This window comes from Rhodococcus aetherivorans (assembly GCF_011058165.1).
Lineage (GTDB): Bacteria > Actinomycetota > Actinomycetes > Mycobacteriales > Mycobacteriaceae > Rhodococcus > Rhodococcus aetherivorans.
On sequence record NZ_JAALEG010000091.1, the window covers coordinates 1 to 24,917 of the forward strand.

Genomic DNA, 24,917 nt, shown 5'->3' on the forward strand with positions numbered 1-24,917 from the left:
GCACGCTACCGAACCAGCGTTGTCGTTGACCGGCCCGAGCGAAACAGCATAGTATTCACCGCGACTCGTTGATCACCGCGCATACCGCGAGCCGATCCGAAGTCCACCACTCCACGGGGCACTATCCATCGCGATAGATTCGTTGCGTAAGCGGCTACAGAATCCGAATGTCAACAAGAGCATGTGGTCGGTGGTGCGGCTTGACCGGGCAACCCGCGTGACGGACGCGTACGGGACCACCACGGGCGTGGACGAGCTCTCCCGGCTGATTCGATTGCTGGCAGCGGCACCGCCGGCACCGGGGACAAGGCACACACAGCTGCACGACGGCCCATCGCGGCCGCGCTCTGCCGTGGTAGTGCGGTACACCGCGAAACCTGTTCCCCGCGAAGACAACGGGCCTCGGGCGGTGAGAAACCTGGAGCCGCTGAAATGGCGAGTACGGGGGCACTACCGACGGCAGTGGTACCCGTCTATAGGCAAACACAAGACGATCTGGATTTCCGAGCACTACTCGGAGCGCGGCTGTGACGGTGAGCTGGTGGAACGCCCTGTGGTGACCAAGCTCAGCCAGCCATAGCCGCAACGTGTCCGATACTGACCGCCATCGGTACGTGGTTGCGCCGAGTCCACCTCTCACCGGTCCCGAAATGGGACAGTGTTGTGAATCGCCTCTCGTGCGATTCACAACACTGCCCCCTTGGGGCTATCCGCGCTGAGGGCGAGTGCGGAAGGCCCGGCCGTCACCACCACCGGCTACCGAGTTGCTCACACGTCCGTCCGCTGATGGACCGCTGCCTCGTAGAAGGCGTCTGCGAGCGCCATGATGACAGCGCTGATGGCGGGGCCGTCACTGAAGAAGTAGTCGGCCATGGTGTTGTGGGCTTCCTGGTTGTCGACGACCGCCTCAGTGACCGCGGTCTGGAAGTCTTGCGATTCCATGAACTGCTTCTTCGAGTTCACCTTGGTCTGGTTGACCAGGTCCGGATAGTCGAGCAGTCGCTGCACCAGGCCCTGCACGAACTCACGAATCTGCGAGTCGGTGAATGCTTCGGCGCCGAACAGGTCGTTCATCTTGTCGATGACGACCTGGAGTGCGACGTACTTCGGCTCCTTCCGGGTGCCGGTGCCGGCGGCACTAATGCCCTTGAGCTGACCGTCACCGGTCAGCGAAATGTCGACCGCGGCCGCTTTGGTGTGCTTGACCCCGACCAGAACGACGTCGGAGAGGTCGACCTCCGCGGCCCAGGCGGACTCTGCGATGACCTTGTCGAGCAGCCGCAGGAAGATCGAGAGCATCTCCATGTACGGGTCGCCGTAGTCGACGATCTGGCTCATGAAGTCGTAGAGCCGGACATAGGTAGCGACGTCCTTGCGGAACAGGTCGAGGGTGTTGAGGGTGACTTTGTCGTCGGCCTCGATCGCCGCTGCATAGCGGCGGGCGAATTCGTGCTTGGCCGGACTGATCGCCGATGAGAGGGCGTTGTTGCCCCTGCGGGTGACCCACAGTTCGGCGACCTCACGCACCTGCTCGGGGGTGTAGATCCCGGCCTGAGCGAGCTTGGTGGCGAGATGGACGACGACGTACGGGTCGGTCTCGGTCTCGAGGGTGGCGTTGGTGAAGTACGGCTCGAACGAAGCCCGGATGTCCTCGGGCTTGTTCACGAAATCGATGACGAACGTCTTGCGCTTCTGCTCCCCACTCGCGGTGCGATGAGTGCGGTTGAGCCGAGAGAGCGTCTGCACAGCAGTGACCCCCGAGAGCTTCTTATCGACATACATCGCCGAGAGCAGCGGCTGGTCGAACCCGGTCTGGAACTTGTTGGCGACCAGCATGACCTTGTACGTCTCACCCTTGAATGCTGCAGCCAGGTCCGAGCCGGCACCGGGATTCAGGTTAGCTTCGGTGAACTCGTCGTCCTTGCTCGGCTGCGGTCCCCAGTCCGAGGCCCACTGCTCGTCCTCGTCCATCGTCACCGAGCCGGAGAAGGCGACCAGGGTGCGGTAGTTGTACGAGGCGTCCACGGCGGCCCGTTTGGCGATGTAGGAGTCGATCGCCTTCTTGTACTTGACCGCGGCCTTGCGCGAGTCGGTCACGACCATCGCTTTGGCCTTGCCGTCGAGCAGGTGGGCGACGTTGGTGTGGAAGTGCTCGACGATGATCTGCACCTTCTGGCTGATGTTGGTGGGATGCAGTTTCACCCACCGCATCAGCCCCTTACGCGCCGCGGATTCCTCCACCTCGCTCCCGTCGCCGCTCTCGGCCTGGCCGGCGATCTTCAGGGCGGTGTCGTAGGTCTGGTAGCCCTTGAGCACGTCGAGGATGTAGCCCTCCTCGATCGCCTGGCGCATCGAGTAGAGGTGGAACTCGACCGGTTTCCCGTCCGGGCCCTTGCGGCCGAAGAGCTCGAGGGTCTTGTTCTTCGGTGTGGCGGTGAACGCAAGGTAGGAGATGTTCTGCGACTCGGCGCGCTCGGTCATCTCCGACGCCAGGATCGCCTCGACGTCGATCTCACCGCCTTCCTCAATCTCCTGGACCTCTTCTGCGGTCAGGACGGCCTTGAGCTTGGAGGAGATCTGGCCGGACTGGGAGGAGTGCGCCTCATCGGCGATCACCGCGAAGCGCCGGCCCTTGAGCGTCGAGTCCTTGCGGATCTCGTCGAGGGCGTGGGGGAAGGTCTGCACCGTCACCGCGATGATCAGCTCCCCGTTCTTGAGCGCGGCCGCCAGCAAGCCGGATTTCGATTTCGCCCCGGCCTTGCGGACGTCCTCCGGGCTGATCGTAGCCACGATCTTCCCCGACCCGTCGATCTGCCGGATCGCCTCCTGGAGCTGTCCGTCGAGCACGGTGCGGTCGACGACCACGATCACCGAGTCGAAGACCTTCTCGTCGTTCACGTGCAGTCGTGCCAGTCGGTGTGCGCTCCAGGCGATGGTGTTGGTCTTGCCCGATCCTGCGGAGTGTTCGATCAGGTAGCGGCGACCCACCCCTTCCTGGCGCACTGCGGCCACGATGTTCGTCACGGCTTCCCACTGGTGGAAGCGAGGAAAGAGCATGCTCGTGCGCCGCACCGATGTGCCGGTCGCGACGTCCCACTCCTGCTTTGTCTCGACGATCATCAGCCGGCCGATGATGGTGAGCCAGGCGTGCTTCTCCCAGACCCGTTCCCACAGGTACGCCGTCGCCGACCGCCCGCCCTCAGCGGGCGGGTTCCCGGCGCCACCCTTGTATCCCACGTTGAACGGCAAGAAGTGGGTCTTCTCGCCTTCGAGCCGGGTCGTCATCGCGGCCAGATCGTTCGAGACCGCGAAGTGCACCAGCGCCCGGTGCCCGAACGACAGCAGGGGCTCGGGCCGGCCGTTGGTCATCGGATGCCGGTCCTTGCGGTACTGGTTGATCGCCTCGTCCAGGGACTGGGTGAAGTCGGTCTTCAGCTCCACGGTGGCGACCGGGAGCCCGTTGACGAAGAAGACCAGGTCGAGGCAGCGTTGGTCGGCGGTGGAGAAGTGCACCTGCCGCATCACCCGCACCCGCATCGCCGCGTACTGCTCGTTAGTGGTCGCGTTCAGGCTGGTTTCGGGGCGGAACTGGGCCATCTTCAACCGGCCACCGCCGATGTACTGCACACCGTTGCGCAGGATGTTCAACGTCCCGCCGCCATGCTCCAAGGGCTTGTCGAGTGCCGCGACCAGCACGTCGAGGAACTTCGCCGGCGACCCCGCCGCCTTCAGCGCCTTCTCGAACGCCGCCTGCTGGGTCTCCTGCAGCCAGGCGAACAAGTCCTCGGGGAACAGCGCCCGTTCCCGGTCGTAGCCGGTGTCGTTTGCCGAGTACAGCCACCCGCGGGATTCCAGATACGCGCAGATCTCGGACTCGAAGATGACCTCGTTGTGAGCAGCCATCACACCACCTCCCGCACGTCGATCTGACCCGTCACCGCCGCCGTGATCAACGCCGAACGCCGCTCCTTCGAAAGCTCGACGAACCGCTCAGTCTCAGCGATCAAGACATCGATCTCCGCGGTCTGACGATCAAGGGTCGCGGCCACGCGCACCTGGTCCTGCGGATCCACGGAAGGGACACGCATGGCGCGGAGCTTCTCGGCCGTCAGGTGCGGAATGGTCGAGCGATTGCACACAATGTCAATCACACCGACGTCCCGATAGGTCCGCAGCACATATCCCAGCCAAGCGGAAGACCAGTCGCTAAGTGGACGGAGTCGGTTGACAGTCTTCTGAAAGGACCACCCTGGCATATCCTCGCGGAGCAGCACGTTTGTGCCGACAGCCCCGCCCTCAACGACGAGCAAGTCGCCCTCGAGCAGGTTGAGATTTGCGGCCTCTTCCTCCGAGTAAGGCATGTGTTTCACGTCATCGAGCTTTAGCCCGGCGTCCTGAATATTTCCGGCTCGGATGTATGGAAGCATCTGGTCTTCGCTGCGAACCATTTTTCCGGCGTCCAACATCTTCCCAAGGGTTACCGAGAAGTGGTGGCCAATCGCAGTGAACGCTGCTTCAGCGGGTGGTGAGAAGGGGTTCACAGATCCGAGAACCGCCGCTCGGACTAAGTCCTTCCGCCGCTCGCGGAGCATCTCGATTAGGCGCTGTTGCTCCTCGAGGAGTGTGTCGATGCGGGCGGTCTCGCGGTCGAGGTAGTCGGCGATAGCGCGCTGCTCGTCTGCCGACACGGCGGGGACGGTCATTGACTGCAGGTCGCTGACGTTCAGGCGGGGAGTTCGGACGTTCCCAGCCTCGGTACCGCCGATGCCCCGCACGAGGCTCGCCATCGTCGCTACAGTGAATTCACTGGTGAGGAAGTAGTTCAGCCACCGCTTGTCGACCGTCGGGTCGACTCGCAGCACCGCGTAGTCCGGGCTAACGACTCCATCCTCCGGTGCGATTCCGAGCGCGCCTTGAAACGCCCGCATTCGGTTGATGACGAGGTCGCCCGCCCGGCAGAGCTTGTAGTTGGACAGATCCTCGGCCGCTGCCCGTGTGGTCGTGTCCGACGCCTCCCGACGTCGGACGCCCCAGCTGATCGAGACCGACAAGAGCGGAAGCGTTCCGGCTTCTGTCCCTGCTCGGGCGTCGGATTCCGTAAGCAGCCACTTGAGGCGGACGGAGTCGGTCATCCCTCCACCTCGCGCAGTAGGTCGAGGATCTTAGCGACCTGCTTCTCCAGGTCAGCGTCGATCTCGGCGAGAGGGCGGGGTGGGACGTACTTGTAGAAGTGGCGGGTGAAGGGGATTTCGTAGCCGGTCTTGACCTTGGTCCAGTCGATCCAGGCGTCGGGGACGTGGGGTTTTACCTCGGCGTCGAAGTACGCCTGGATCACCTCAGTCTTGCCCACGGCGCCGGCGGTCGAGCCGCCGTAGGTGAAGGGGACGTTCTCGGTGTCGCGCTTCTTGGTGTCCGGCTTGGCCTTGCCCTTGCGGTCGACGACGGGGTTTCCGGCTTCGTCGAGGAGTGGACGTTCGACAGTGACGGTCCAGTAGCCGAACTCGTCGTTGCGCAGCACCTTGGAGTAGTCCGGGTCAGCGTCAGTGAAGTCGGCGTACAACTTCACGATCTTGGCGCGGTCGACATCGCTGATCTCGCGCCCCTTGGAGCCGAGGTTCTTGCGCATCTTGGTCCAGAACGAAGTGCCGTCGATGAGCTGAACCACACCCTTGCGGTCGGGGTGCTTGGTGTTGTCGAGGATCCAGATGTAGGTGGCGATGCCGGTGTTGAAGAACATGTTGGTCGGCAGCGCAACGATGGCCTCGACCAGGTCGTTCTCCAGCAGCCACCTACGGATGTTGGAGGGGCCGGACTCGGCGGCGCCATTGAACAGCGGCGAGCCGTTCATGACGATGCCGACGCGGCCGCCGCCGTCCTCCGGTGCCCGCATCTTGTGGGCCAGATGGAGCAGGAAGAGCATCTGCCCGTCCGACGTCGCCGGAAGACCTGGGGCGAACCGGCCGTAGGGGCCGGCTTCCTCGCGTTCTTTCGTGACCGCCTTGGCGTACTGCTTCCAGTCCACGCCGTACGGCGGGTTGGACATGCAGAAGTCGAAGTGGCGGTCCTTGAACGCATCCTCGGTGAGGGTGTTGCCGAAAGCGATGTTGGTCGCGTCATGGCCCTTGGCGAGCAGATCGGACTTGCAGATCGCGTACGACTGCCCGTTGTACTCCTGGCCGTACAGACTCAGCTTCGCGTCGGGGTTCTGGGCGAGCAGGTGCTCCTCGGCCAGGGCAAGCATGCCACCGGTGCCCGCGGTGGGGTCGTACAGCGTGCGGACGATGCCGGCCTCGGTCAGGTCGACGTCCTTCTCCGCGAAGAGCAGGTCGACCAGCAGCCGGATCGCGTCCCGCGGGGTGTAGTGGTCACCGGAGGTCTCGTTCGCGGCCTCGTTGAACTTGCGGATGATGTACTCGAACGCATCACCCATGTCGGCATTGGAAACGACGTCCGGATGCAGGTCGACAGCCTTGAAGGATGTGATGACCTCGCGCAGCAGCTCCGCCTTCTCCAGAGCGAGGATTTCCTTCTTGAAGTCGAAGTACTCGAACACATCGACATCGGGCGAGAACCGGTCGATGTAGTCGACCAGGTTGTCCGCCAGCCCGTCGGCATCCTCCAGGAGGTTAGCGAAGGAATAGTTCGAGGTGTTGTAGAACGGCCGCCCGGTGGCCTTCTTGACCTCGACCTTGAGCCGATTGGGGTTGTCGTACTTCGCCGCCAGCCCGCGCACCGTCTCCCGGTCGGGCTCGAGAATGCAGTCGAGACGACGCAGGATCGTGAGCGGGAGGATCACATTGCCGTACTGGTTGGGGCGGTAGGGCCCCCGCAGTTGGTCGGCGATCGACCAGATGAAACTACCGAGCGTGCTCACAAGACTCCTTTACACGACGTACTCGACCATCAACTCTGGACGCTCCAGTACGAGCCGTACGTGCCGTCCGAATATGCCACGCACCGGCTATAGCCGGTGCGTGGCACGAATATCATTGCGTATCCTCACGACACCCTGCCGTATCGCCAGGTCAGCCCAGTAATCGACTCCCTCGGTGACAGGTGCCGATCAGTATCCGAGTGTTGCTTCCCGACTGTGTTCGAGTCCCATGTCGGGAACGAACGCGGCCTCGTTCGTGTGGTCGGGTTGGCGTTCGATGTTGAGCATCTCGGTCACCGAGCGGGGATGACCGCTCATCGCAGCCGCGAGCGCGTCGAGCAGTTCCTGGCTGAGCTGGTTCATATCCACGGGGGACAGGGGAGGGGCCACCTCGTCGTTTCCGTTGATCGGGCCGATCGCGGCACCGATACCGCGGCCGGCCTTCTCGAACACGGACCCGATCCGTTCGAGGCTCACTCCACCCTTTCCTTCGGAAGAAGTGGTCGGATCGGCCTGCACCTGCTCGAGCCGATCGGACACATCGGCGTCCTCGACGGCCGCGGCCGCGGTGTCGGCCTGGACGTCCTGCTCGGTCTCCGGTTCTGTCGGGTCCGGGGACTTGTCGAGGTCGATCTCCTGGGCGGCTTCTGTCTCGGGGTCGGCGTGTTCGATGCCGGTCTCGGCCTGTGCAGCGTGAGTCTGGTTCGCCATGTGGGTGGCGACTTCAAGTGGTACCGGCGTCGGTTCCGGGACGGTCAGATGCGTGTGGGACAGCTCGGCGAGCTTGTCGAACGGGGGCAGTGCTTGGGCTGCGACGTAGCTCAGCGCCACCGCACCGGCCGCGTCGAAGGCCCGCCGATCGGCGTCCCGGTCGGCGGCGACACGGGCACGAAGCCGGCGGTCCATCTCCTCCGGCGGCATCTGGGCCTGGACGCAGCGGGCCTGTTCCTGCCGGTACTGCGCGGCCCGCATCGCCTCGAGACGGGCCGCGTTGTCCTGCGCAAGCTGCTGCCACTTGCGGGCCGCGGCGGAGTTCTCGCCGCCGAAATGCCGAGCGGTGGCCGCGGCGGCGAGGATCTGCACGGTGGTCTGGGTCGCCGGGGATCCGTGGAACACGCCGAGGACGGTCTTCATCGGCTGCGGTTGGGGTGCGGGCCGGCCCTGACTGCGTTCGGTTTCGACCTTGCGGACGAACGCGGCGACATCCGCGACGTCCTGGCGTGCCCGCACGGCAGCCGGTCGCGGTTGGGGCTGCGCCGGGGGCTGCTGCGGCGCTGCGTTCCGGGCGGCGCGGGCGTCGATGAACGCGGCAGCATCACCGCCCTGGTTGGGGCGCGTGCGACGAAAACGGCGGGTGCGGTCGCTGTCAGCCATCGGCGGAAGTCCTCACTCTTCTCGTCGTGCAGTGCACGTGCGTCTGCGTCACCACTGCACCTCGGGACCGGACTCACTCTGGGTCCGGTCCAACTCGGGGTGCGTACTCGTCGGCGGCAGTGTGCTCGCCTGGGGCCGGGTACGGCGTGTCCCGGGCGGTGTTCCCTCCCGCTCACGCCGGGCGATTTCGGCGTCGATCTGTTCGAGGATGGCCTGCTCGTTGTGCAGTCCTTCCTCCAGACGGGTGATGCGGTCGCGCACCCGGCCGATCGCCTGTTCGTCGAGCACCTGGGCACGGTCCCGGCGGGCAGCTGCGGCCCGGTTGAACTGCGCGGAGCGTTCGATGATCGGCCAGTCCCGCTCCGGGGGAGCGGTCTGCTCGGCCACCGACAGCGCCGCCCTCGCTGCGGCGATCTGCTCGGCGGTCGCGGCCGGATCGGTGCGCAGGCGTTCGAGCCAGGCACGCGAGGCGCGCACCGCCTGGATGTGCCGATCCTGCCGTTCGACCTCGGCGACACGCTCATCGACGGCCGTCACCGCCGAATCGGTGCCGCTGACACGGGCGAATTCGTCTTCGGTCAAAGTCAGAAGGTGCCGGTCCTCGCCGAGCCGTCGCCGGCTCGACTGGCGTGCCGCGAACAGTTCGGTGTCGCTGTAGCCCGCGTACGGCGAGGACGGCTGCGCCGACTTCCGGTGCCCGGCCGGCGTCGCAGCCAGCCGCTCGATGGCCGATTCGATCTTCTCGCGGCGGGCACCGCGGAGGTAGGCCAGCGGGTCGTGCTGGTCGTCGGGTGCGTTCGAGGTCACCCGCGAGATCGCGATCTCGCGCACCGTCTTCTCCCACAGCCGCACTCGCCTCGGGTCGTCGCCGGGGGTGCCCACGGCCGCAACCCACGGGGCGTTCTGCTCGATCGCCCGCGTGAGATACGAGTCGATGAAGGCATGCATCTGCTGTTGCTGGGCACGAGCATAGGCGGCGAGGATCGGGTCCCTCTCGGCCGCCGCGTCGGTCAAGGCCGGCACCTTGTAACGCGCCAGATCGTCGCGGCGAGTGCGCGGCAGACCCGGTCCGTCCTCGGGCGCGATGCGCGTGCGCAGCGCCCGAGCCAGGATCCGGCCGGGAGCGTTCTTGCCGTCATCGACCTGCCCGGCCCGTCCCTGCTCGCGCAGTTCCTCGGCGGCTCCGCGCAGCAGAGCCTTCGTGTCCCAGCCGAAGGTTTCTGCTTGCGTGACGCAGGTGACGACGGCATCCCAGCCGCCGAAGTCGTGCACCCAGCCGAGCTGCCGTTCGGTGAGGATCGACGACAGCAGCTTTTCGGTGTAGTCGTCGTACAGCGCGGACACGGCCAGCTCGTAGATGTCGGTGATCCTCGACCACGACGCGGCCTGGCGTTGTGCGTCTTCGATCATCTGATGGGCGGTGCGCTGCGAGCCGTCGCGTTCGATGATCCTCGCCAGCAGACCCGTCGCGCCGGGATGGTCCTGCTGGGGGTGTTCGAAGTCCCAGTCGGGTAGCTCGTCGCCCGCGGCGTAGACGATGTTGGCGTGCTTGCCGCGGCTCAGCGCCACATACAGCGACTGCCGATCCATGTTCGCCGCGGCGAGCACATGACAGTGCCCGACGGTCATGCCCTGCGAGCGGTGCACCGTCGTCGCGTACCCGAGTTGCACGTTCTCGGCGATGTAGTCGGCCGCGACGGTGACCTCACCGTCGCTGATGTGGTTGCGCAGCCGCAGTGAGCCGTCGTCGCCGATCGCGGTGACGGTCCACAGATCGCCGTTCTTGACTCGGCCGGACTTGGTGCCGTCGGAGTGCTTGACGACGTATTTCGAGTTGTTCTTTCGGGTGACCACCACGTCGCCGACCGCGGCCTCGAGACCGTCCGCCAGAACGATTCCGGGGCCGGTGACGGTGCCGCCTGTGCGGTAGTAGACGGCGGCCTTCTCGTTGAGCTGGCGCACCAGGTCGTTGGTCGGGGCGACCATCAACGCGACCTCGCCGGCCTCGACGTCGCGGACGTAGGCGTCGAACACCAGGTCCGGCAGCTCGTGTGCCATGCCCTCGCGGATCCGGTCGTTACCGGCGTACCAGGACAGCACCGACGCATCGCCGCTGCGCAGTCGCAGGCTGGCCTCGGCCTCGCCGTCGGTGGTGAAACGGTGCACCTTCTCCAGGAACGGCGCGCCGGTCAGATCGGCCAGATCACGCAACACCCCACCGGCTTCGACGGACGCGAGCTGCTGCGGATCACCCAGCAACCGCACCACCGCACCGGTCTCGACTGCGATGCGGGTCAGGTCCGCCAGATCCCGCGCCGACGCCATGCCCGCCTCGTCGACGAGCAACAGATCACCCTTGTCGATGCCGGTAGGCAGACCGACACGGTGGCGGGTGAGCACATCGGCGATGGTGCGTCCCTGAACCGAAATCTCTTCCCCGAGCACCTCTGCGGCGCGGGCCGATGGACCCAGTGCGACGACTTTTCCGTAGCTGGTCTCCCAGGCGCGGGCGATCACGGTTGCGGCGGTGGTCTTGCCGGCACCGGCCGCACCGACCGCCACGGCAACGTGCTTCTTCGCGGTGAGGAAGTGCTCGATCATCGCGATCTGGTCGCCCCCGAGGCTGTGGCCGGCCCTCTTCTCGGCTCGCGCGATCTGGCGTCGGATCACGAAGCCGGAGACGGTGCGCTCATCGTCGGCGAACGCCTGCTCGCGCATGAACTTCTCGGCCTCGAGGACCGACTCTGCGGTGTACCGCATCTCGGCGCGATCGACGAGTTGGCTGCGCACCAGGCCGCGTTCGATGCGTTCGGTGACGCGCTCCGGGCCGTGATACTCCTCGGTGAAGGTCGGCTTGCAGTAGTCCCGCAGCGCCAGTTCCAGGGCGTTGTCGTACATCGCCCGCAACTCGTCGTCGTTGTCGAAACTGAACTGACGCAACTGCCGGTCGATCTCGGCGGACAGCGAGAACACCGTCCAGGTGCCGACCTTGCGCGAGAGCGCATCGACCACGTCTTCCACCAACGCGGGCACCTGGGTGGGGGAGAAGAGCGGACGACGGTCGCGTTCGCCTTGCACCGCCTCGACCAGCTCGGCCGGATCGCTTCCGGCGAGGATCGCCTCGGCGCGCTGGCGCCATTCGGACCGCAACTCGGCCAGTGACCGGGGCGGATTCTTGGCGTTGCGGGTATCGAGGGTGGCTTGCTGCGCGTGGGCGTACTGCACCTTCTTCGGCGGGTTCTTGCCGTACCGATCCTTGTACTCACGCGCCAGTTCTTCCTGCCGGACCTCGATTTCCGACCGGCGTGAGAACTCCTCGATCAGCGACAGCGGGATGCCGTCGACCTCGTAGACCGGCTGCTTGCCGACCGGCGTATCGGGCCGGCGAGCGAAGGTGACACCGAGCTTGCGCGAGACCAACTCGGCCACACGGGTGTTGTACTTCTCCGAGCCGGCGACGTTCGCCTTGTACAGAATCGAACCGTCGATCGTGGTCCACTTGTCCTCGCCCAACACCCGGTTGAGCACGGCGCAATGGGTGTGCAGGTTCGGATCGGAGGCACGATTGTCGTAGTGATCGAACCGGGCGACCAGCAGGCCCTCGGCCTTAATCTTGCGCGCACCGCCGGCCCCGCGGCGGGTGTAGATCACCTCATTCTCGATCCACTCCAGCGTCTCGGACACCGCCTGCGCGTGGGCTTCTTCGACCGCGGCCTTGACCTTCTCGTCGCCGAGCCCCCACAGCAACGACACCGACTTCATCGGCGTGAACACCAGGTCATAACCGGCCACCGGCTGCCGAACCTTGGTGTACTGCTCGGTGATGAACTCCCACACCTGTGGCTCGCTGAGCAGGTCGGCCTTCTCGCCCGTCCTGCGGCGAAGATGCTTGCGGGCGGTCGAGAGCTGGATCACCTTCTTCGCATCAGGGGCCGGGTATTCGCCGTACTTCGCCTTGTAGGAACTGCACAGTTCCTCGACGTCGTTGACGTACTCCTGGCTCTTCTGGAACCACGAAAATGCCCGGCCCAGAGCAGTCCGTCGCGACCACTCCAACCGCTCCTCGAGCGGGGCGTCCGCATTCGGCCGCGTGGCGAAAGCATCGGGAGTGCGTGCGGCTCCGAACACCGACCGCATCGCGTCCTCGGTCACTTCAGTGCCGATCTCGACGCCGACCTTCTCGGCAAGTCTGCCGCACCAGATTCCCGGCGGGGTGCCCTTGGCGACGTAGTAATCGACCGCATCAGCCTTGCGGGACTCGGTGGCATCGCCCTTGGCAACATGCTTGGTGAGATAGACATAGCCGTCCCCTGCATTGAGCTTGTGGACGGTCATCACGGAAGTTGATCATGCCATGTCGCACCTTTAGTGCATGAGGTGTGTGGAGTTTTCTTGGTCGAACGGAGTTCGACCAAGACTCCGTCGAGGTTCCGACGGAGTTGCGGGTGTTAGACAGCCGGGGGTGGGTTTTCGTCGGGGAGGTGACCGAAGCGGGTGACATGCCGAGGTGACGACGATCCGGGGCGCGGAACTCCCCGAGAGCGTGGCGAGCCGATAGACTCCGGTCCTATGGCCACCTCGTCGACGTCGGCAGCGCGCCGATCACTGCGTCCCCACACCGCCCCGAATGTTCGGGAGAACCTGCGGCGCGAACGCGAGCGCGTCCTGGCGCGGCAGGCCGAACTGGAGACGCTGGCAGCGCCGATCAATGACGCGGCCGCGAAGCTGGCGAAGCTCGATGCGGTGCTCGAGTCCCGGGCGGCCACACCGCGGCGCAAGATCGAGCAGCTGGAGAAGGCACGGGATCGGCGCATCGCGAAGATCCAGCAGGAGTACGCCGCCAAGATCGAGGCCGTGAAGGCGGAAGCAGAGTCGGCCGGCGTACACCTGACGCCGGAGGAACAGGCGCAGGAGTCGTCGTTGCTACGCGAGTACGCCCTCGCGATCGTGGAGTTCGGCAAGAACGCCTCGGCCGGTGAACTTGCCCCGCTGCTGGGTGTGAGCGCGCGGGAGGCGAAGAAGATCATCGAACAGGCGAAGAGCGACCTGGACACGCCCGACATCCCCGCCTCGCCTGCGGCGTCTGCGCCGGCCTCGGCACCTGGTGCCGGCGACACACAGCCGGTGACCGCAGCATCGTGACGCTGCGCCGGTCATGAGCACCGACAGCGAGCCGTCGCTCGACTTCGGGTTCCCCGAGTGCGACGTCGAATACGTCGCGCCGCAGTCGTCCGACCAACCGCGGCGGGTGCGCGTGGTCGACAACTCGCTCACTCCATCACGGGCGAACGTCGCGGCGTTCTGGGCGAAGGTCGTCAAGTCACCGACGTGCTGGTACTGGGTCGGTGCGATCAGTGCACCCGACGGATACGGGCGATTCAACTTCCAACGCGAGAACCGGCAACGCACGATGCTCGCGCACCGCTTCTCTGTGGAGCTGGTGCACGGGCCCCTCGACCCGAACGTGGTGTGCGAGCACAAGTGCAACGAACCGTTGTGCGTACGCGTCGGCCACGATCACCTCGTGCAGTCCACCCACAGCGAGAACGTGCGCTACGCGATCGCGCTCGGGCGGCTGTCGGGGCACTCACTGCTCGACGGTCAGGGGCGCTCACGCTACGAACGGTCGCTGGCGATCCGTGAGGCGTTGCGGGGCGGGTACGACGAAGATGCACTGTTTCACGCCAAGACCAACCCGGGTGACTGGCAGGGGACACTGTTCTGACAGCAGAGCCGGCCTCGACGGTCGGCGACGGAGAAAGGGCACCGATGGTCCAGCGGTCCGAGGTGGAGAAGCAGTTGTACGACGCGACGAAGCATCTGCACCGGCCGAGTGAGGGTGATCTCGACGCGATCGTCAACGGTGAATGCCCGACACGCCCGGTCCGCGATCGGATCGATGTGGGGTTTGCGACGGACACGGCCGGTGATGTGTGGTGACGGTACGCGCCCGGTTATGGTGGTCGCTGTGAGTCGTGCGTGAACGTCGTCCAGGCTCGATGCCTGAACGACGTTTCTGCGCAACGGGCGAGGCCCCCGGAACTACGGATTCCGGGGGCCTCGCTGTGTGTTGTGCCGTCAGAGCCAATCACTGCTCGGGGCGGGCAGCTCGACACCGAACTTCTCGCGGGCGATGCCGACTCCGGTGCCGGACAGCGTGCGCATCTGCCTCGGGTGCAGCCCCGTCGAGAGTGCCTGCTCGACCAGTCCGAGCAGACGCGTGTCGGACAGGGGATGCCGGGCGGCCTCCTCGCGGGCTGCCTCGAATGCGCACCCGGCGTCCGGTCCCTGGAAGTTCACGTACGCGAAGAACCCGGCGACCGTCAGGGCCGCCACCCGTTCGGCCCCGTACAACTTGCGGGCGACGGCCGCCATCGTCTCGGCCGCGGTGGCCGGGTCGATCACTGCCAGTCCGAGGATCGCATCACGCGCCGTGATGTCGGTGGTGACGAGCAACCCGACTCGCGCTGCGAGTGCGGCCGTCGGCTCCTGGCGCTCGCGGACGGCGTCGGCCAGCTCGCTGATGACGCTGCGCGGGAAGTTCTCCCCCATCACCTCCTTCGTCTTCCGTGCCCGGCGGCGGTCGGTCATCGTCGCGTCGTCACGCCGGTAGCGGGCCACGATCTCCTCGCGGGTGCGGGTGAACTGCTTGCCGGTGAAGACGGTCGCGGCGGCAGCCGCGGTCGTGGCCGGATCGACCACCGTGCCGGTCCCGAACGTCTGCATGTCGGTCCATGTCTGCCCGCCCTCGATACTCGGGGTGTAGTAGATCCCCTGCACCTCGACACCCAGCCCGAGCATCGTCGCGTTCACGCGGTCGCCCTCTGCGATCACCTCGCGGAAGGTGCGTCCCTTCGCCACGACGACGACGATCACTGCGTCGGACTCGCCGCTCCGGGCAATCGTCTCGGCCGTCAGTAGGCGCCCACCCGTCCCGAAGTCGGTGCGGACCATCCATGTGATGCGGCCCGCGCTCGAGAAGACCAGCACGATGGACTGCTCAGGTACGAACGACAGAACGGTTGGGACAGCAGCGATGAGTTCGCCGATTCCCTCGATGTGAATGCGGTCGGACATGGCCTCTCCTCACGGTCGCGGCGGACCTGCGCGGCCCGCCTGATCTTTTGCCCTTCTGGCATGGAGATAACGACCGGCCCAAGGACGCGGAGTGCAACCCCTGGGACGAAAAGTCTCGGGGGAGCGAAGCGGAGGAGAGAGTTTTCGGGCCGTCAGGCCGCGGAGCGCCCAGGGGTTGCGCGCAGCGGCCGGCCGGTCATGATCGGAAGGCCAGAAGGGGAAAGAGAGAGTTCTTTTCAGGGCGGAGCGCAGCGGAGCTCGATTCGGTGGACACCGAAGGTGGCCCGCGAAACCTCCGCGTTCCACCGTCGAGGGGGTAGCCGTAGCATTTGCCGAAAATCGGGCGGATATGGCGTAGTGCCCGGTCGGTGATCCGCTCGGCCTGTTGGGTCGAAACGATCGTCTGTCTCGCCACCGGCTCCTGGCGGGCGCGGCGTATCCGCCCAGCTCGCCGACGATCCGATTCGGGCCAGAACTCGTGTGGGACGTAAGGGCCCGCAACCCAAGGTTGTCAGGAAGTGCAAAGTAGCGGGATCCTGACGACAGGCTGGTGAATTCTCAGGCTCGTGGTGCAGCACTGCTGACGATGCGGTGGATGGTGGAGCGGCCGACGCTGTATTCCTCGGCCAGGTCCGCCAGGCTCGCGTCGTCGGCGGGGTCGTGGTAGCGGCGGTGGATTGTTTTCCGTGCCGTGAGAGGAAGTTTCGGCTGCTTGCCCTTGAGCCTGCCTTTCGCGCGGGCCTTGGCCATGCCCTCGCGGGTGCGTAGGTGGTTGAGGTTGGCCTCGAATTCGGCGACCATGGCCAAGGTTTGCAGGAAGAGCTTGCCGAACGGGTCGTTCCAGTCGTAGATCGAGCTCCCGAGTCCGAACAGCACCTCGCGCTCGCGCAGTTCGGTCAGGGTCTGGCCTGCTTCGGCCATGTTGCGTGCGAATCGGTCGAACTTCGGCGTGGTCAGCACTACCTGTCGCCCGTCGATGGCCGCCGCGGCGGAGGTGACGGCGGCGAGTGCGTTGTCGAGCCCGGCCCGGTTCTTGCGGGTGGTCCCGGAGAACCCTTTGTCGATGAAGATCCGCTCACGCGGCACTCCGAGCGCCAATAGCTGCTCGGTTTGGATCTCGACGTCTTGTTCGTCGGTGGAGCAGCGGCAGTATCCGACGCGGAACGGCTCACCCATGCCGAAAGTGTTCCAGATAGCGGGGGTTGACCGGCACAGTCAGCGGAACACCTCTACGGAACACCGGTGAGCTGGGCCGACGTTGGCTCTGCGTGGTGTTCCGGTGGCCGATCCGGTTACGGAACAGGTCAGGGGGTGTTATCGGTGTGTGGGGGTGTGTTGTGGGTGAGGAAGTGGTTGACGTCGACGGTGAGGAACAGGGCGGTGGCGGTGGTGATCACGTGGGCGTGGTCGTTTTCGATGGTGGCTTGCAGGTGGAGTTTGCGGCCGTCGCGGGCGTGGATGTGGGCGCGGAGGGTGTAAGGGGTGTCGAGCAGGATCGGGGCGAGGTAGTCGATGGCAAGGTGGCGGGTGACCGCGGGTTCCCCGACGGTGTAGAGCAAGAGTCCGAACAGTTCGTCGAGGACGGTGGCGACCGCGCCGCCGTGGGCGATCGCGGGGGCGCCGACGTGGCGAGAGTCGAAGCGGTGGTGGGCGTGGACGCCGTGTGCGTCGCGGCGGGCGCGTAGCTGGTGGCCGTGGGGGTTGGCCGGTCCGCAGCCGAGGCAGTGGTCGTGGTGGGGTGGCAGGTCGGCGGAGTCGGGTGCGAGCACAGGGAAGGCGGGAATCCAGTCCGGGACCTGTCGGGGCTCGGGTGTATGGGTGCTGGGTGTGTTCTCGGTCATGGGCGCTTTCTGTGGGGTGTGTCTACCGTGCGGTGGTGAAGAGGATGTCGCAGTGGGCTTTGCGGGCGAGCTCGATCGGTGGGGTAGTCAGCAGCCGGGCCAGCAGCGGTGGCCGGTGGGGATCGGCGGTGACAATGAGGTCGGCGCCGGTGGCGGCGGCCAGGTGCAGCAGCGCGTGCGGGGCGGGTTCGGACAGGATGTGGGTTTCGATGTCGGTGGCGCCGTGGGCGAGGGCGTGCTGGTGGGCGGTCCGCAGGATGGCCTCGGTGGGAGTGGTGCCGCGTAGCTGGTAGGCGTCGGGTCCGAGCCGGTCGAGGTCCGCCCCGAGCTCACGTGCGTCGATGTGGTGGCGGGCGCAGATGATCAGGAGCCGGGCGTGGGTGGCGTGGGCGAGTTCGGCGGCGTGGTCGACCACACGGTAGGAGCGGTCGGATCCGTCGGTGTCGACGATGATCGTGCGATAGGCCGTCATGACGGGCGTCTTTCACGAGAAGGGAGCGTGTTTTGCGGGGGAAATGGTCGAGATGTATCGGCGGCGTGGTGCGCGGCCGGGGGCCAGTACTGCCAGCACGATCGCCCCGACGGTGGTGAGGGCGGCCAGGGCGAGCGCGGCCTGGCCGCTGCCGTGCACGAACGCGGCCTTGGCGAACTCGGCCAGCGGTGCGGCCACCGGTCCGGCCTGGTCGGCGACCTGCAGCGCCGCGGCCAGGGAATCGGCGACCGGGCCGCGGGCGGGCTCGGGCAACTGGGGCAGGGCGGGCTGGATGCGGTGGGTGTAGCCGGCGGCCAGCACGCTGCCGGCCACGGCGATCCCGATCGCGGCGCCGATCTCGCGGGCGGCGTCGTTGACCGCGGCGGCGACCCCGTGTTTGGCCTCGGGGGTGTCGGCGACGATGGCATAGGTCGCCGGCGCGGTGCACAATCCCAGGCCCGCGCTCATGATCAGCAGCGGCCACAGCAGGTCGAGGTAGTGCGCGGCGAGTGTCAGCCGGCTCACCAGCACCAGCCCGGCGGCGATGGTGAGCAGGCCGGCCACGGTCATCACCCGTAACCCGACCAGGCTCGACAGCCACGGCGCGATCACCGAGATCACGACCAGCGGCACCACCATCGGCGCCAACGCCAGCGCCGAGGCCAGCGGCCCGTAACCGAAGACCAGCTGCAGGTACTGCACAAGCAGCAGGAATACCCCGAAGGTGACCAGGAACTGGATGGTCACCGACAGCGACCCGGCACCGAAACCACGGCGGGCGAACAACCGCACATCCAGCAGCGGCGCCGCCGAGCGCAGCTCGACGACCACGAAGGCCGCCGTCGCGGCCACGCCGACCCCGGCGGCGGCGGCGACGAGCGGGTCGGCCCAGCCGCGCGCGGGGAACTCGATCACGGCGAACACGATCGCCGCGACAGCGACCGCCACCGCCACCGCGCCCACCCAGTCCACCTGCGGATGCTCGCGCTGGCGGGACTCGGCGATGGTGCACGCCAACCCCGCCAGCACCGCCCCGGCCACGGTCAACCCTACGAACACCGATAGCCACGACCATCGTTCGAGCAGCACCCCGGCACCGAGAATCCCCAGTATCGCCCCGGATCCGGCGACCCCGGCCCATATCCCCACCGCCCGGCCGCGATGAGCGGGGGCGAACCCTGCAGTGAGGATCGACAGCGTCGAGGGCATCACCAGCGCGGCGCCTGCCCCGGCCAGCGCGCGCGTCGCGATCAACCAGGCCGGGTCGGACAGCAGCAGCGGCAGCGCCGAGGCGGCGGCGAACACCACCAACCCCACCACCAGCACCACGCGGCGCCCGTAACGGTCACCGACGGCGCCGGCGGGCAGCACCAGACACGCCAGCACCAGCGTGTAGCCGTCGACGATCCAGGTCAGCTGGGCTTGGGTGGCCCCGGTCGCAAGCGCGATCTGCGGCAACGCCGAATACAACGCCGCCATCGCCGCGACCACCAGCGCCACCGCCAGGCACGACACCGCCAGCATCCACCACTGGGCCCTGGTCCAGCGGGCGATCTCGACAGTGTCCGTTCCGGGTGTGGCCACCGGCACCTCCCCGACTTTGAAGACCAACGGTATCTGTACGAGACCATTCGTATCATAGTGGTTGGGGGGTGGGATAGAGTTCACCCATATCAAGAGTTCAACGACACGAATTCGGAGGAAGGCGCGTCCATGACCGACCCAGGCCCGGCGGCGACCGACCCGCTCGCCGCGGACGACGAGCAGGCCGATCCGCGACTGGCGCGCTCACGCAACCGGTTGCTCGACGCGGCCACCCATCTGCTGTCCACCGGCGGTGTCGAGGCGGTCACCGTCGAGGCGGTCACCCGCGTGTCGAAGGTCGCCCGCGCCACCCTCTACCGGCACTTCGGCAGCACCACCCAGCTGCTCGCGGCGACTTTCGAACGACTACTTCCCCAGGTCGACACACCGACCGGCACCGGGCCCGTGCGTGAGCGGCTCCTGGCGCTGCTCGCCAGCCAGGCCGACCTCATCGAACAGGCTCCGGTGCAGATGACCACCCTGGCCTGGCTGGCGATGGGTTCCATCGGCGAGGACCACCCCGACCCGGCCGCGGTCACCTCGCTGCGCGCGCGCGTCATCGAGCAGTACCGCCACCCGTTCGACCAGATCCTCACCAGTCCCGAGGCCCGCGCGATGCTCGGCGAGCTCGACACCACCTTCGCCATCATCGAACTCCTCGGCCCGATCGTGTTCGCCCGTCTCACCGGATTACGCAGCATCGACCACGACGACTGCACCCGGCTCGTCGACAACTTCCTCACCGCCCACCGAACACCCACGCCAGCAGACACCGCTATCGACATCGCCACGCCGTAACCACGGGCCCCGGTTCCGCGCGGTCAGAACAAGGTGTCGCGCACCCGCAGCGGCCGGTGCCCGGTCGGGCCCAGCTGGGCCAGCTCGGCGTCGATGTCGACCTCGATCGCGCCGAAGAAGTTGATGTTGGCACTGTGGGCCGGGCTGATGTGGGCCAGGACCTCGTCATCGATACGCTGCCCGGTCCGGCGCATCTGCTCGACAGCGAACCCGTAATACTCTGTGGTCCAGGCGATCACAGCGTTGGTCGTCAAGGTCAGGCACCAGGCCTGCTCGGTCTGGTCCTCGAGGTGGCGCGCCCGGATCATCCCCTCATGGGCATAGAGCAGGTCGCGGCGCAGCGCGTGCAGCGACTCGCCCTTGTTGAGCTGCCGCGAGATCTTGCGCCGGTAGTCCGGATCGGAGAGGTATCTCGCGGCGTAAATGGTGCGCCGCAGCGCCCCGTACTCCTTGAGCGCCGCGGCCAGGGTGTTCTGCCGCCCCGACGCCGACAGCTTGCCGACCAACAGCGACGCGGTGGCGTGCCCGAACTTCAGCGATCCGGCCAACCGCAGCAGATCGTCCCAGTGCTCGGCGATCAAACCCAGGTTGGCCTTGCGGGTCATCAGCGGGCCCGCGTGCGGGAACCGGGCCTCGGCCTCGGCGCGCGGGCCCGGCCGGTACAGGGTGATCCGCCCCAGATCCCGGATCCGTGGCGAGAGCTGCATCCCGAGCAGGTCGAACAACCCGAAGTTGACCAGGGTGACCCCGTGGGTGTCGGTGGCGTGCTCGGTGATCGGCAGATCGGTGGCGTTGCCCAGGATCTCATCGAGCACGTAGTGGGCTTCGCGTTTGGTCGCCACGATGACCTTGGTGCCGTAGGTGGCGTGGGTGTCGCTGACATGGGTGTAGGTCGACAGGCCCTCGCTGGCGAAATAGCGGCTCAACGGCCGCGCCGTGGTCGACTTACCGCGCGTCGGGAAACGCTGCCCGTCGCTCGACGACAGTGTTCCGGCGCCGAACACCACGGTCAGCGGCAGCCGCTGGTGGTAGCCGACCAGTACCAGGTTGGCCGCGCGCAGGGTCTCCTCGCGCACATACCACTCGTCGGTCCAGGCCAGGATGTCGTAGGTGATTCCGCACGCCTCGGCCATCCGGGTCAACCCCAGGTTCGTCGAGTGCGCCAGCAGTACCGCGATCAGGTTGCGTTTGAGCTCCGGCGTCCGGGTGGCCTGACCGCCGGCGTGGGTGAAGCAGTCCAGGTAGCCGGTGCGTTTGTCCAGCTCGATCAGCAGCGACACGATCGGCGCGAACGGCAGCATTTCGGTCAGCTCGGCCTTGAGCGTGATCGCCTCGGCGGGAACATCTTCCGCGCTCAGCGGCGAGATCACCAGATCCCCGCCCTCGTCCAGCCGGACCGGGCCGTCCCCGCCGGCCAGCACCTCCTCCAGCTCACCGAGAGCGTCGTGCAGTTCGGCGACCACGGTGGCCAGCGCGACGCCAGGATCGGCGGATCGCCCGACCAGGCCGCAGAACTCAACGCGTTGCGGTTCCCACTGCCCGGTGGTGAGCAGGTAGGCGGCCGGGTCGGCGTAACGGCGCGAGCCCGGCACGAACACATCCCCGCTGCGCAACCCGTCACGCAATCCGAGCAGCACACACAACTCCCAGTAGTGCCGATACGCGGTCGCGCTGCCGGATTTGCGGGCCTCGTCGAGGTAGCCGCGCCACTTCATCGGCACGAACCCGGTCGGGGCGTCATCGAAGACCTTGCGCCGCCCGGTCGCGTTCAACTCGCGCAGCATGTTCACCGCGATCAGCAACTCGGTCGCGGCGGTACCGCCGCAGAAGCGCACCGCTTCGAGCACCGCGGGGGTGAACTGACGCAGGTAGTTGTAGGAGGAATCCAACGCCGCCAGATGCCCGTGATCACGCGGCAACCTGGGCTTGGCCTGGGCGATCGCCGCGCGCAGGCGCTCCCACCCGATCTTCTCGCCGCGGATCAGCGCACCGATCTCCTCATCCGGAACGCCGGGGTCGGTGACGATTTCCAACAGATCGTCCAGCAGCGCCTGACGGTCCTCTCCAGTCTTCCCTCGTTCGGCCAGCCGCTGCTGCATCTTCCGTTCGGCAGCACCGAATTTCACCGAGATCGCCTGATCGAACAACGCCACGACCTCATCGAGGACATCGGTGCCGGACTGGGCCAGCACCGTGAGCAGGATCGGATACCGGCGTTGCGGATCCCGACGTTGCAGCGCTTGCGGACTCAGGCGCCGGCCCATCGTGGCCAAAAACCGGCGCCGCTCGGCGGGCAGCACCGACATATCCAGCCGATCAGCGCCCAACCCGCGCAGGAAACCCAGCTTGTCGACCTCGGCGCGGACCGCGGCCGCCGAGGCCTCCACCGGCCCGGTCGACAGCCACCGCAACCGCGAGATCCCCAGCGAAGCGTCGGTGACAAGCAAGCCGTCCAACTCCGCGCACCGCGCCGCAGTGAACTCGTGAGCGAGCCGGTCATAGGTTTCGGTCTGGGCCTGGTGGCGGGCGTGGGCGACCCGCTCGACCACGGTGACCGGGCCTGGCCGGATCACCTTCGCCGAGATCAGATACTCACACGCCAGCCGGAACAGCAGAGTCGGGGAATCGTGCTCCATCGCCCGCGCGAGCAGGAACTCATCGAGCTCCTTGAACTCGAGCGCACCGACCGCACGCCATCCCAGGTACCGCGCGGCCAGGCGCACATGCTCGGTGCGGGTCTTGGCTCGCCTGCCGTAGGCACCGATCACCACCGGATCCAACCGCAACTGCTCGGCGACACGAGCCACCGCCACCGGCGGAGCCGTGACCAGCCGATCCGGCACGAATCCCAGCCACGGCAGCGTACACAACGCGATCGCCAAGCCCAGCCGCTCGGCTGGGCCCCGGCCCCGGCCCGGATCCACGAACGCCAGATCCGCAGGCGTCAGCGTGAAGTACCGGAACAGCTCCTCGCGGCTGATCTCCGGGAATCCCCGCAGTCGTTCCAACTCCTCGTCCGCGAACATCCGCGTCGCCACGACCCCAGCCTCCACCAGCACCGACCAACATCATCATCGGCAGTCAAGCACCAACCAGTCGACAGCGCATGCCGAACTCGAAACCCCGTGCCCACCAGTCGGATACGCCAAATCCGCCCGATTTCCGGCGGATGCTACGGCTACCCCTCGAGGTCCGACACCTCCGGTCGCGAGGGTGGTCTGCACGGCGCTCCTCGGCGAATCGGAAGCAGACGGGGCTCTCACCACGGCGCGGTCGGCGATCGTCGCCACGGTGAGAGGATGGCCGATATGGCCTTTCCTCCAGAAGACGATCACGGGCAGCCCGGCCTGGTCCGGCTCGACGACGGGCACTACGGCTACCGCTGGAAGGACAGCGACGAGGTCATCGTGCTCTACACCCCGGGCGTCGACCCGCCTCAGCCCGACTCGAGCGTGATCGTCACCGAGGCCGGCTGAGACGCTCGTCGGTCGTCGCCGGTTCGATGCCGCGGTCCGTCAGTCGCGGCCGGCGAAGTACTCGGCGAATCCTGCCACGAACCCGCGTTCGTAGGCGTCGACGTCGGGCTGCCCGACCGGCGCGGTGAACCATGTCGCGGCGTCGTCCCCGCTGGTTGCATCGCCGAGGTGGTCCCGCTCGGAGGCTTCGCGGAAACCCGCGGCGTGCCCCTGCGCGTAGGCGGTGGTCATGCACCGGTCCCTTCTCGTCGTCGTGATCGCGGACGGCGTAGCACGCACACTACGGTCAATGCACCGGGCTGTGTTCTGGTGCGCCCTCACATCCAGAAAAGGCACTGTGTTTGAGGGCGCCGACGACAAGAGTCCTACGTCACATATGCCCCAAAACGGTCGTTCGGTGTCTTAATGTCTCGGGGCGGCCGCACCCCGCCCCTCGGCGATATTCAGGGTCGACATCGCGGATCGAGGCAGTGCAGCTGTGCTCATCTTCATCCCTCCGGCCGGCCGTGATTGCGACGATCGTAGTGGCCTGCACGTCGGTGGAGCCGTTCGGCAGTGCGATGCGGGCGCGGCGCGAGGTGGCCGACGGGTGCGCTACAGTCCCGATCAGCGGCGAGCAAGGGGCCGCTACCTCCCCCCTCTCGGCTCGAGGATTCTCCGGGATCCCCGGCCCGGACCCGGTGACGGTGTTCACCGGGTTCGGAGAGGTAGCGGCCCCCGCGCGCTGACGAACAGCGGCAGGCCGACGCTTCCCGAAGACCGCCGTTGACGCCCCTCCATCGACCTGCCGCACCCCGATCATAGCGAGGGTTCGAAAGTATGTGCGAAAATCGGGAGGTGGTGGCGTACGAGCGCGCTCCGAAGATGTGCCCAGCGGTTATGTACCCCTATGTAGTCGATGTCAGCGCTTGTCCGCGCAGGGGAGACCGAGACATGTTCTGACAGTTATGCATCCGGCTATCAGCAGTTTGCCGTAGCGTCCGGACGCATGCCGGAGAAGCCGACGTACAGCGTGACGTCAGCGATCCATACCCAGACCGGTGAGCAGCGATTTGTGATCGTCGATCGCGACGGGCGCATGCACCCGGCTGGCACCGCGTGGCTGCAGTACCTCAGCGACAGTGGGCGATCACCCCTCACTGCCCGTGAGTATGGACGCCGGGTCGCGGGATATCTCTCCTGGTGTGCCCAGACGATGGACTGGCGCACGGCAACGCTCAGTCATATCGCGTTGTGGCGACAGATCGTCGCGGCCACTCCTATGGGGAAAACAAATGGTCCGGCGGTGACTCGGGGATAGTGCCCCGTGGAGTGGTGGACTTCGGATCGGCTCGCGGTATGCGCGGTGATCAACGAGTCGCGGTGAATACTATGCTGTTTCGCTCGGGCCGGTCAACGACAACGCTGGTTCGGTAGCGTGC

General features: G+C 66.6%; 17 protein-coding genes. 5 read left to right on the forward strand and 12 right to left on the reverse strand.

The annotated features are described in order from the left end of the window. Positions 1-768: 768 nt before the first annotated feature. From G6039_RS25275 to mobF, 5 genes are all read right to left on the reverse strand, one after another. Positions 769-3,903, reverse strand: a complete 3,135-nt coding sequence (locus G6039_RS25275) for a type I restriction endonuclease subunit R (RefSeq protein ID WP_043802214.1) — start codon at positions 3,901-3,903, stop codon at positions 769-771. Beyond that, a complete protein-coding gene (locus G6039_RS25280) occupies positions 3,903-5,132 on the reverse strand; it encodes a restriction endonuclease subunit S (RefSeq protein ID WP_017681373.1) in 1,230 nt (409 codons plus the stop codon). Before G6039_RS25280 ends, G6039_RS25275 begins: the two co-directional genes overlap by 1 nt. After that, positions 5,129-6,874, reverse strand: a complete 1,746-nt coding sequence (locus G6039_RS25285; RefSeq protein WP_017681372.1) for a type I restriction-modification system subunit M — start codon at positions 6,872-6,874, stop codon at positions 5,129-5,131. The genes G6039_RS25280 and G6039_RS25285 overlap by 4 nt, the downstream gene beginning before the upstream one ends. A 189-nt stretch (positions 6,875-7,063) precedes the next feature. Further along, complete coding sequence (locus G6039_RS25290; protein WP_017681371.1) at positions 7,064-8,248, reverse strand: hypothetical protein; 1,185 nt, start codon at positions 8,246-8,248, stop codon at positions 7,064-7,066. Between the two features lie 48 nt (positions 8,249-8,296). Next, positions 8,297-12,583, reverse strand: coding sequence for a MobF family relaxase (gene mobF, locus G6039_RS25295; protein ID WP_043802212.1), 4,287 nt, complete (start codon positions 12,581-12,583; stop codon positions 8,297-8,299). Between the two features lie 234 nt (positions 12,584-12,817). Between mobF and G6039_RS25300 the strand changes: the two genes are divergently transcribed. Continuing rightward, entirely contained in the window at positions 12,818-13,390 is a 573-nt protein-coding gene (locus G6039_RS25300; RefSeq protein WP_006553203.1) for a hypothetical protein, read from the forward strand. 13 nt (positions 13,391-13,403) lie between these two features. Further along, on the forward strand, positions 13,404-13,973 hold the full coding sequence (locus G6039_RS25305; RefSeq protein WP_006553202.1) for an HNH endonuclease: 570 nt from the start codon (positions 13,404-13,406) through the stop codon (positions 13,971-13,973). A gap of 353 nt (positions 13,974-14,326) precedes the next feature. On the opposite strand, the gene G6039_RS25310 is transcribed toward G6039_RS25305, so the two are convergent. The 5 genes from G6039_RS25310 to G6039_RS25330 form a co-directional block, all read right to left on the reverse strand. After that, on the reverse strand, positions 14,327-15,325 hold the full coding sequence (locus G6039_RS25310; protein WP_006553201.1) for a DUF4192 domain-containing protein: 999 nt from the start codon (positions 15,323-15,325) through the stop codon (positions 14,327-14,329). Positions 15,326-15,883: 558 nt separating this feature from the next. After that, positions 15,884-16,501: a recombinase family protein gene (locus G6039_RS25315; protein WP_006553200.1), complete on the reverse strand. Its 618-nt coding sequence runs from the start codon at positions 16,499-16,501 to the stop codon at positions 15,884-15,886. Between the two features lie 128 nt (positions 16,502-16,629). Continuing rightward, positions 16,630-17,166, reverse strand: a complete 537-nt coding sequence (locus G6039_RS25320; protein ID WP_006553199.1) for a PaaI family thioesterase — start codon at positions 17,164-17,166, stop codon at positions 16,630-16,632. Positions 17,167-17,188: 22 nt separating this feature from the next. Then, positions 17,189-17,638 (reverse strand): universal stress protein, encoded by a 450-nt coding sequence (locus G6039_RS25325; protein WP_006553198.1) that lies wholly within the window; start codon positions 17,636-17,638, stop codon positions 17,189-17,191. Between the two features lie 12 nt (positions 17,639-17,650). Further along, positions 17,651-19,222 (reverse strand): MFS transporter, encoded by a 1,572-nt coding sequence (locus G6039_RS25330; protein WP_039583601.1) that lies wholly within the window; start codon positions 19,220-19,222, stop codon positions 17,651-17,653. Positions 19,223-19,351: 129 nt separating this feature from the next. Here G6039_RS25330 and G6039_RS25335 point away from each other — a divergent pair, with 129 nt between their 5' ends. Beyond that, on the forward strand, positions 19,352-20,020 hold the full coding sequence (locus tag G6039_RS25335) for a TetR/AcrR family transcriptional regulator (RefSeq protein WP_006554624.1): 669 nt from the start codon (positions 19,352-19,354) through the stop codon (positions 20,018-20,020). Positions 20,021-20,043: 23 nt separating this feature from the next. Here G6039_RS25335 and G6039_RS25340 read toward each other — a convergent pair whose 3' ends face one another. Next, positions 20,044-23,058 (reverse strand): Tn3 family transposase, encoded by a 3,015-nt coding sequence (locus tag G6039_RS25340; protein WP_017681366.1) that lies wholly within the window; start codon positions 23,056-23,058, stop codon positions 20,044-20,046. Between the two features lie 270 nt (positions 23,059-23,328). Between G6039_RS25340 and G6039_RS25345 the strand changes: the two genes are divergently transcribed. Further along, complete coding sequence (locus tag G6039_RS25345; RefSeq protein WP_006554639.1) at positions 23,329-23,496, forward strand: hypothetical protein; 168 nt, start codon at positions 23,329-23,331, stop codon at positions 23,494-23,496. Positions 23,497-23,535: 39 nt separating this feature from the next. On the opposite strand, the gene G6039_RS25350 is transcribed toward G6039_RS25345, so the two are convergent. Continuing rightward, complete coding sequence (locus tag G6039_RS25350; RefSeq protein WP_006554640.1) at positions 23,536-23,727, reverse strand: hypothetical protein; 192 nt, start codon at positions 23,725-23,727, stop codon at positions 23,536-23,538. A 757-nt stretch (positions 23,728-24,484) separates the two neighbouring features. Between G6039_RS25350 and G6039_RS25355 the strand changes: the two genes are divergently transcribed. Further along, positions 24,485-24,796 (forward strand): site-specific integrase, encoded by a 312-nt coding sequence (locus G6039_RS25355; RefSeq protein WP_152103828.1) that lies wholly within the window; start codon positions 24,485-24,487, stop codon positions 24,794-24,796. The last annotated feature ends 121 nt before the right edge of the window (positions 24,797-24,917 follow it).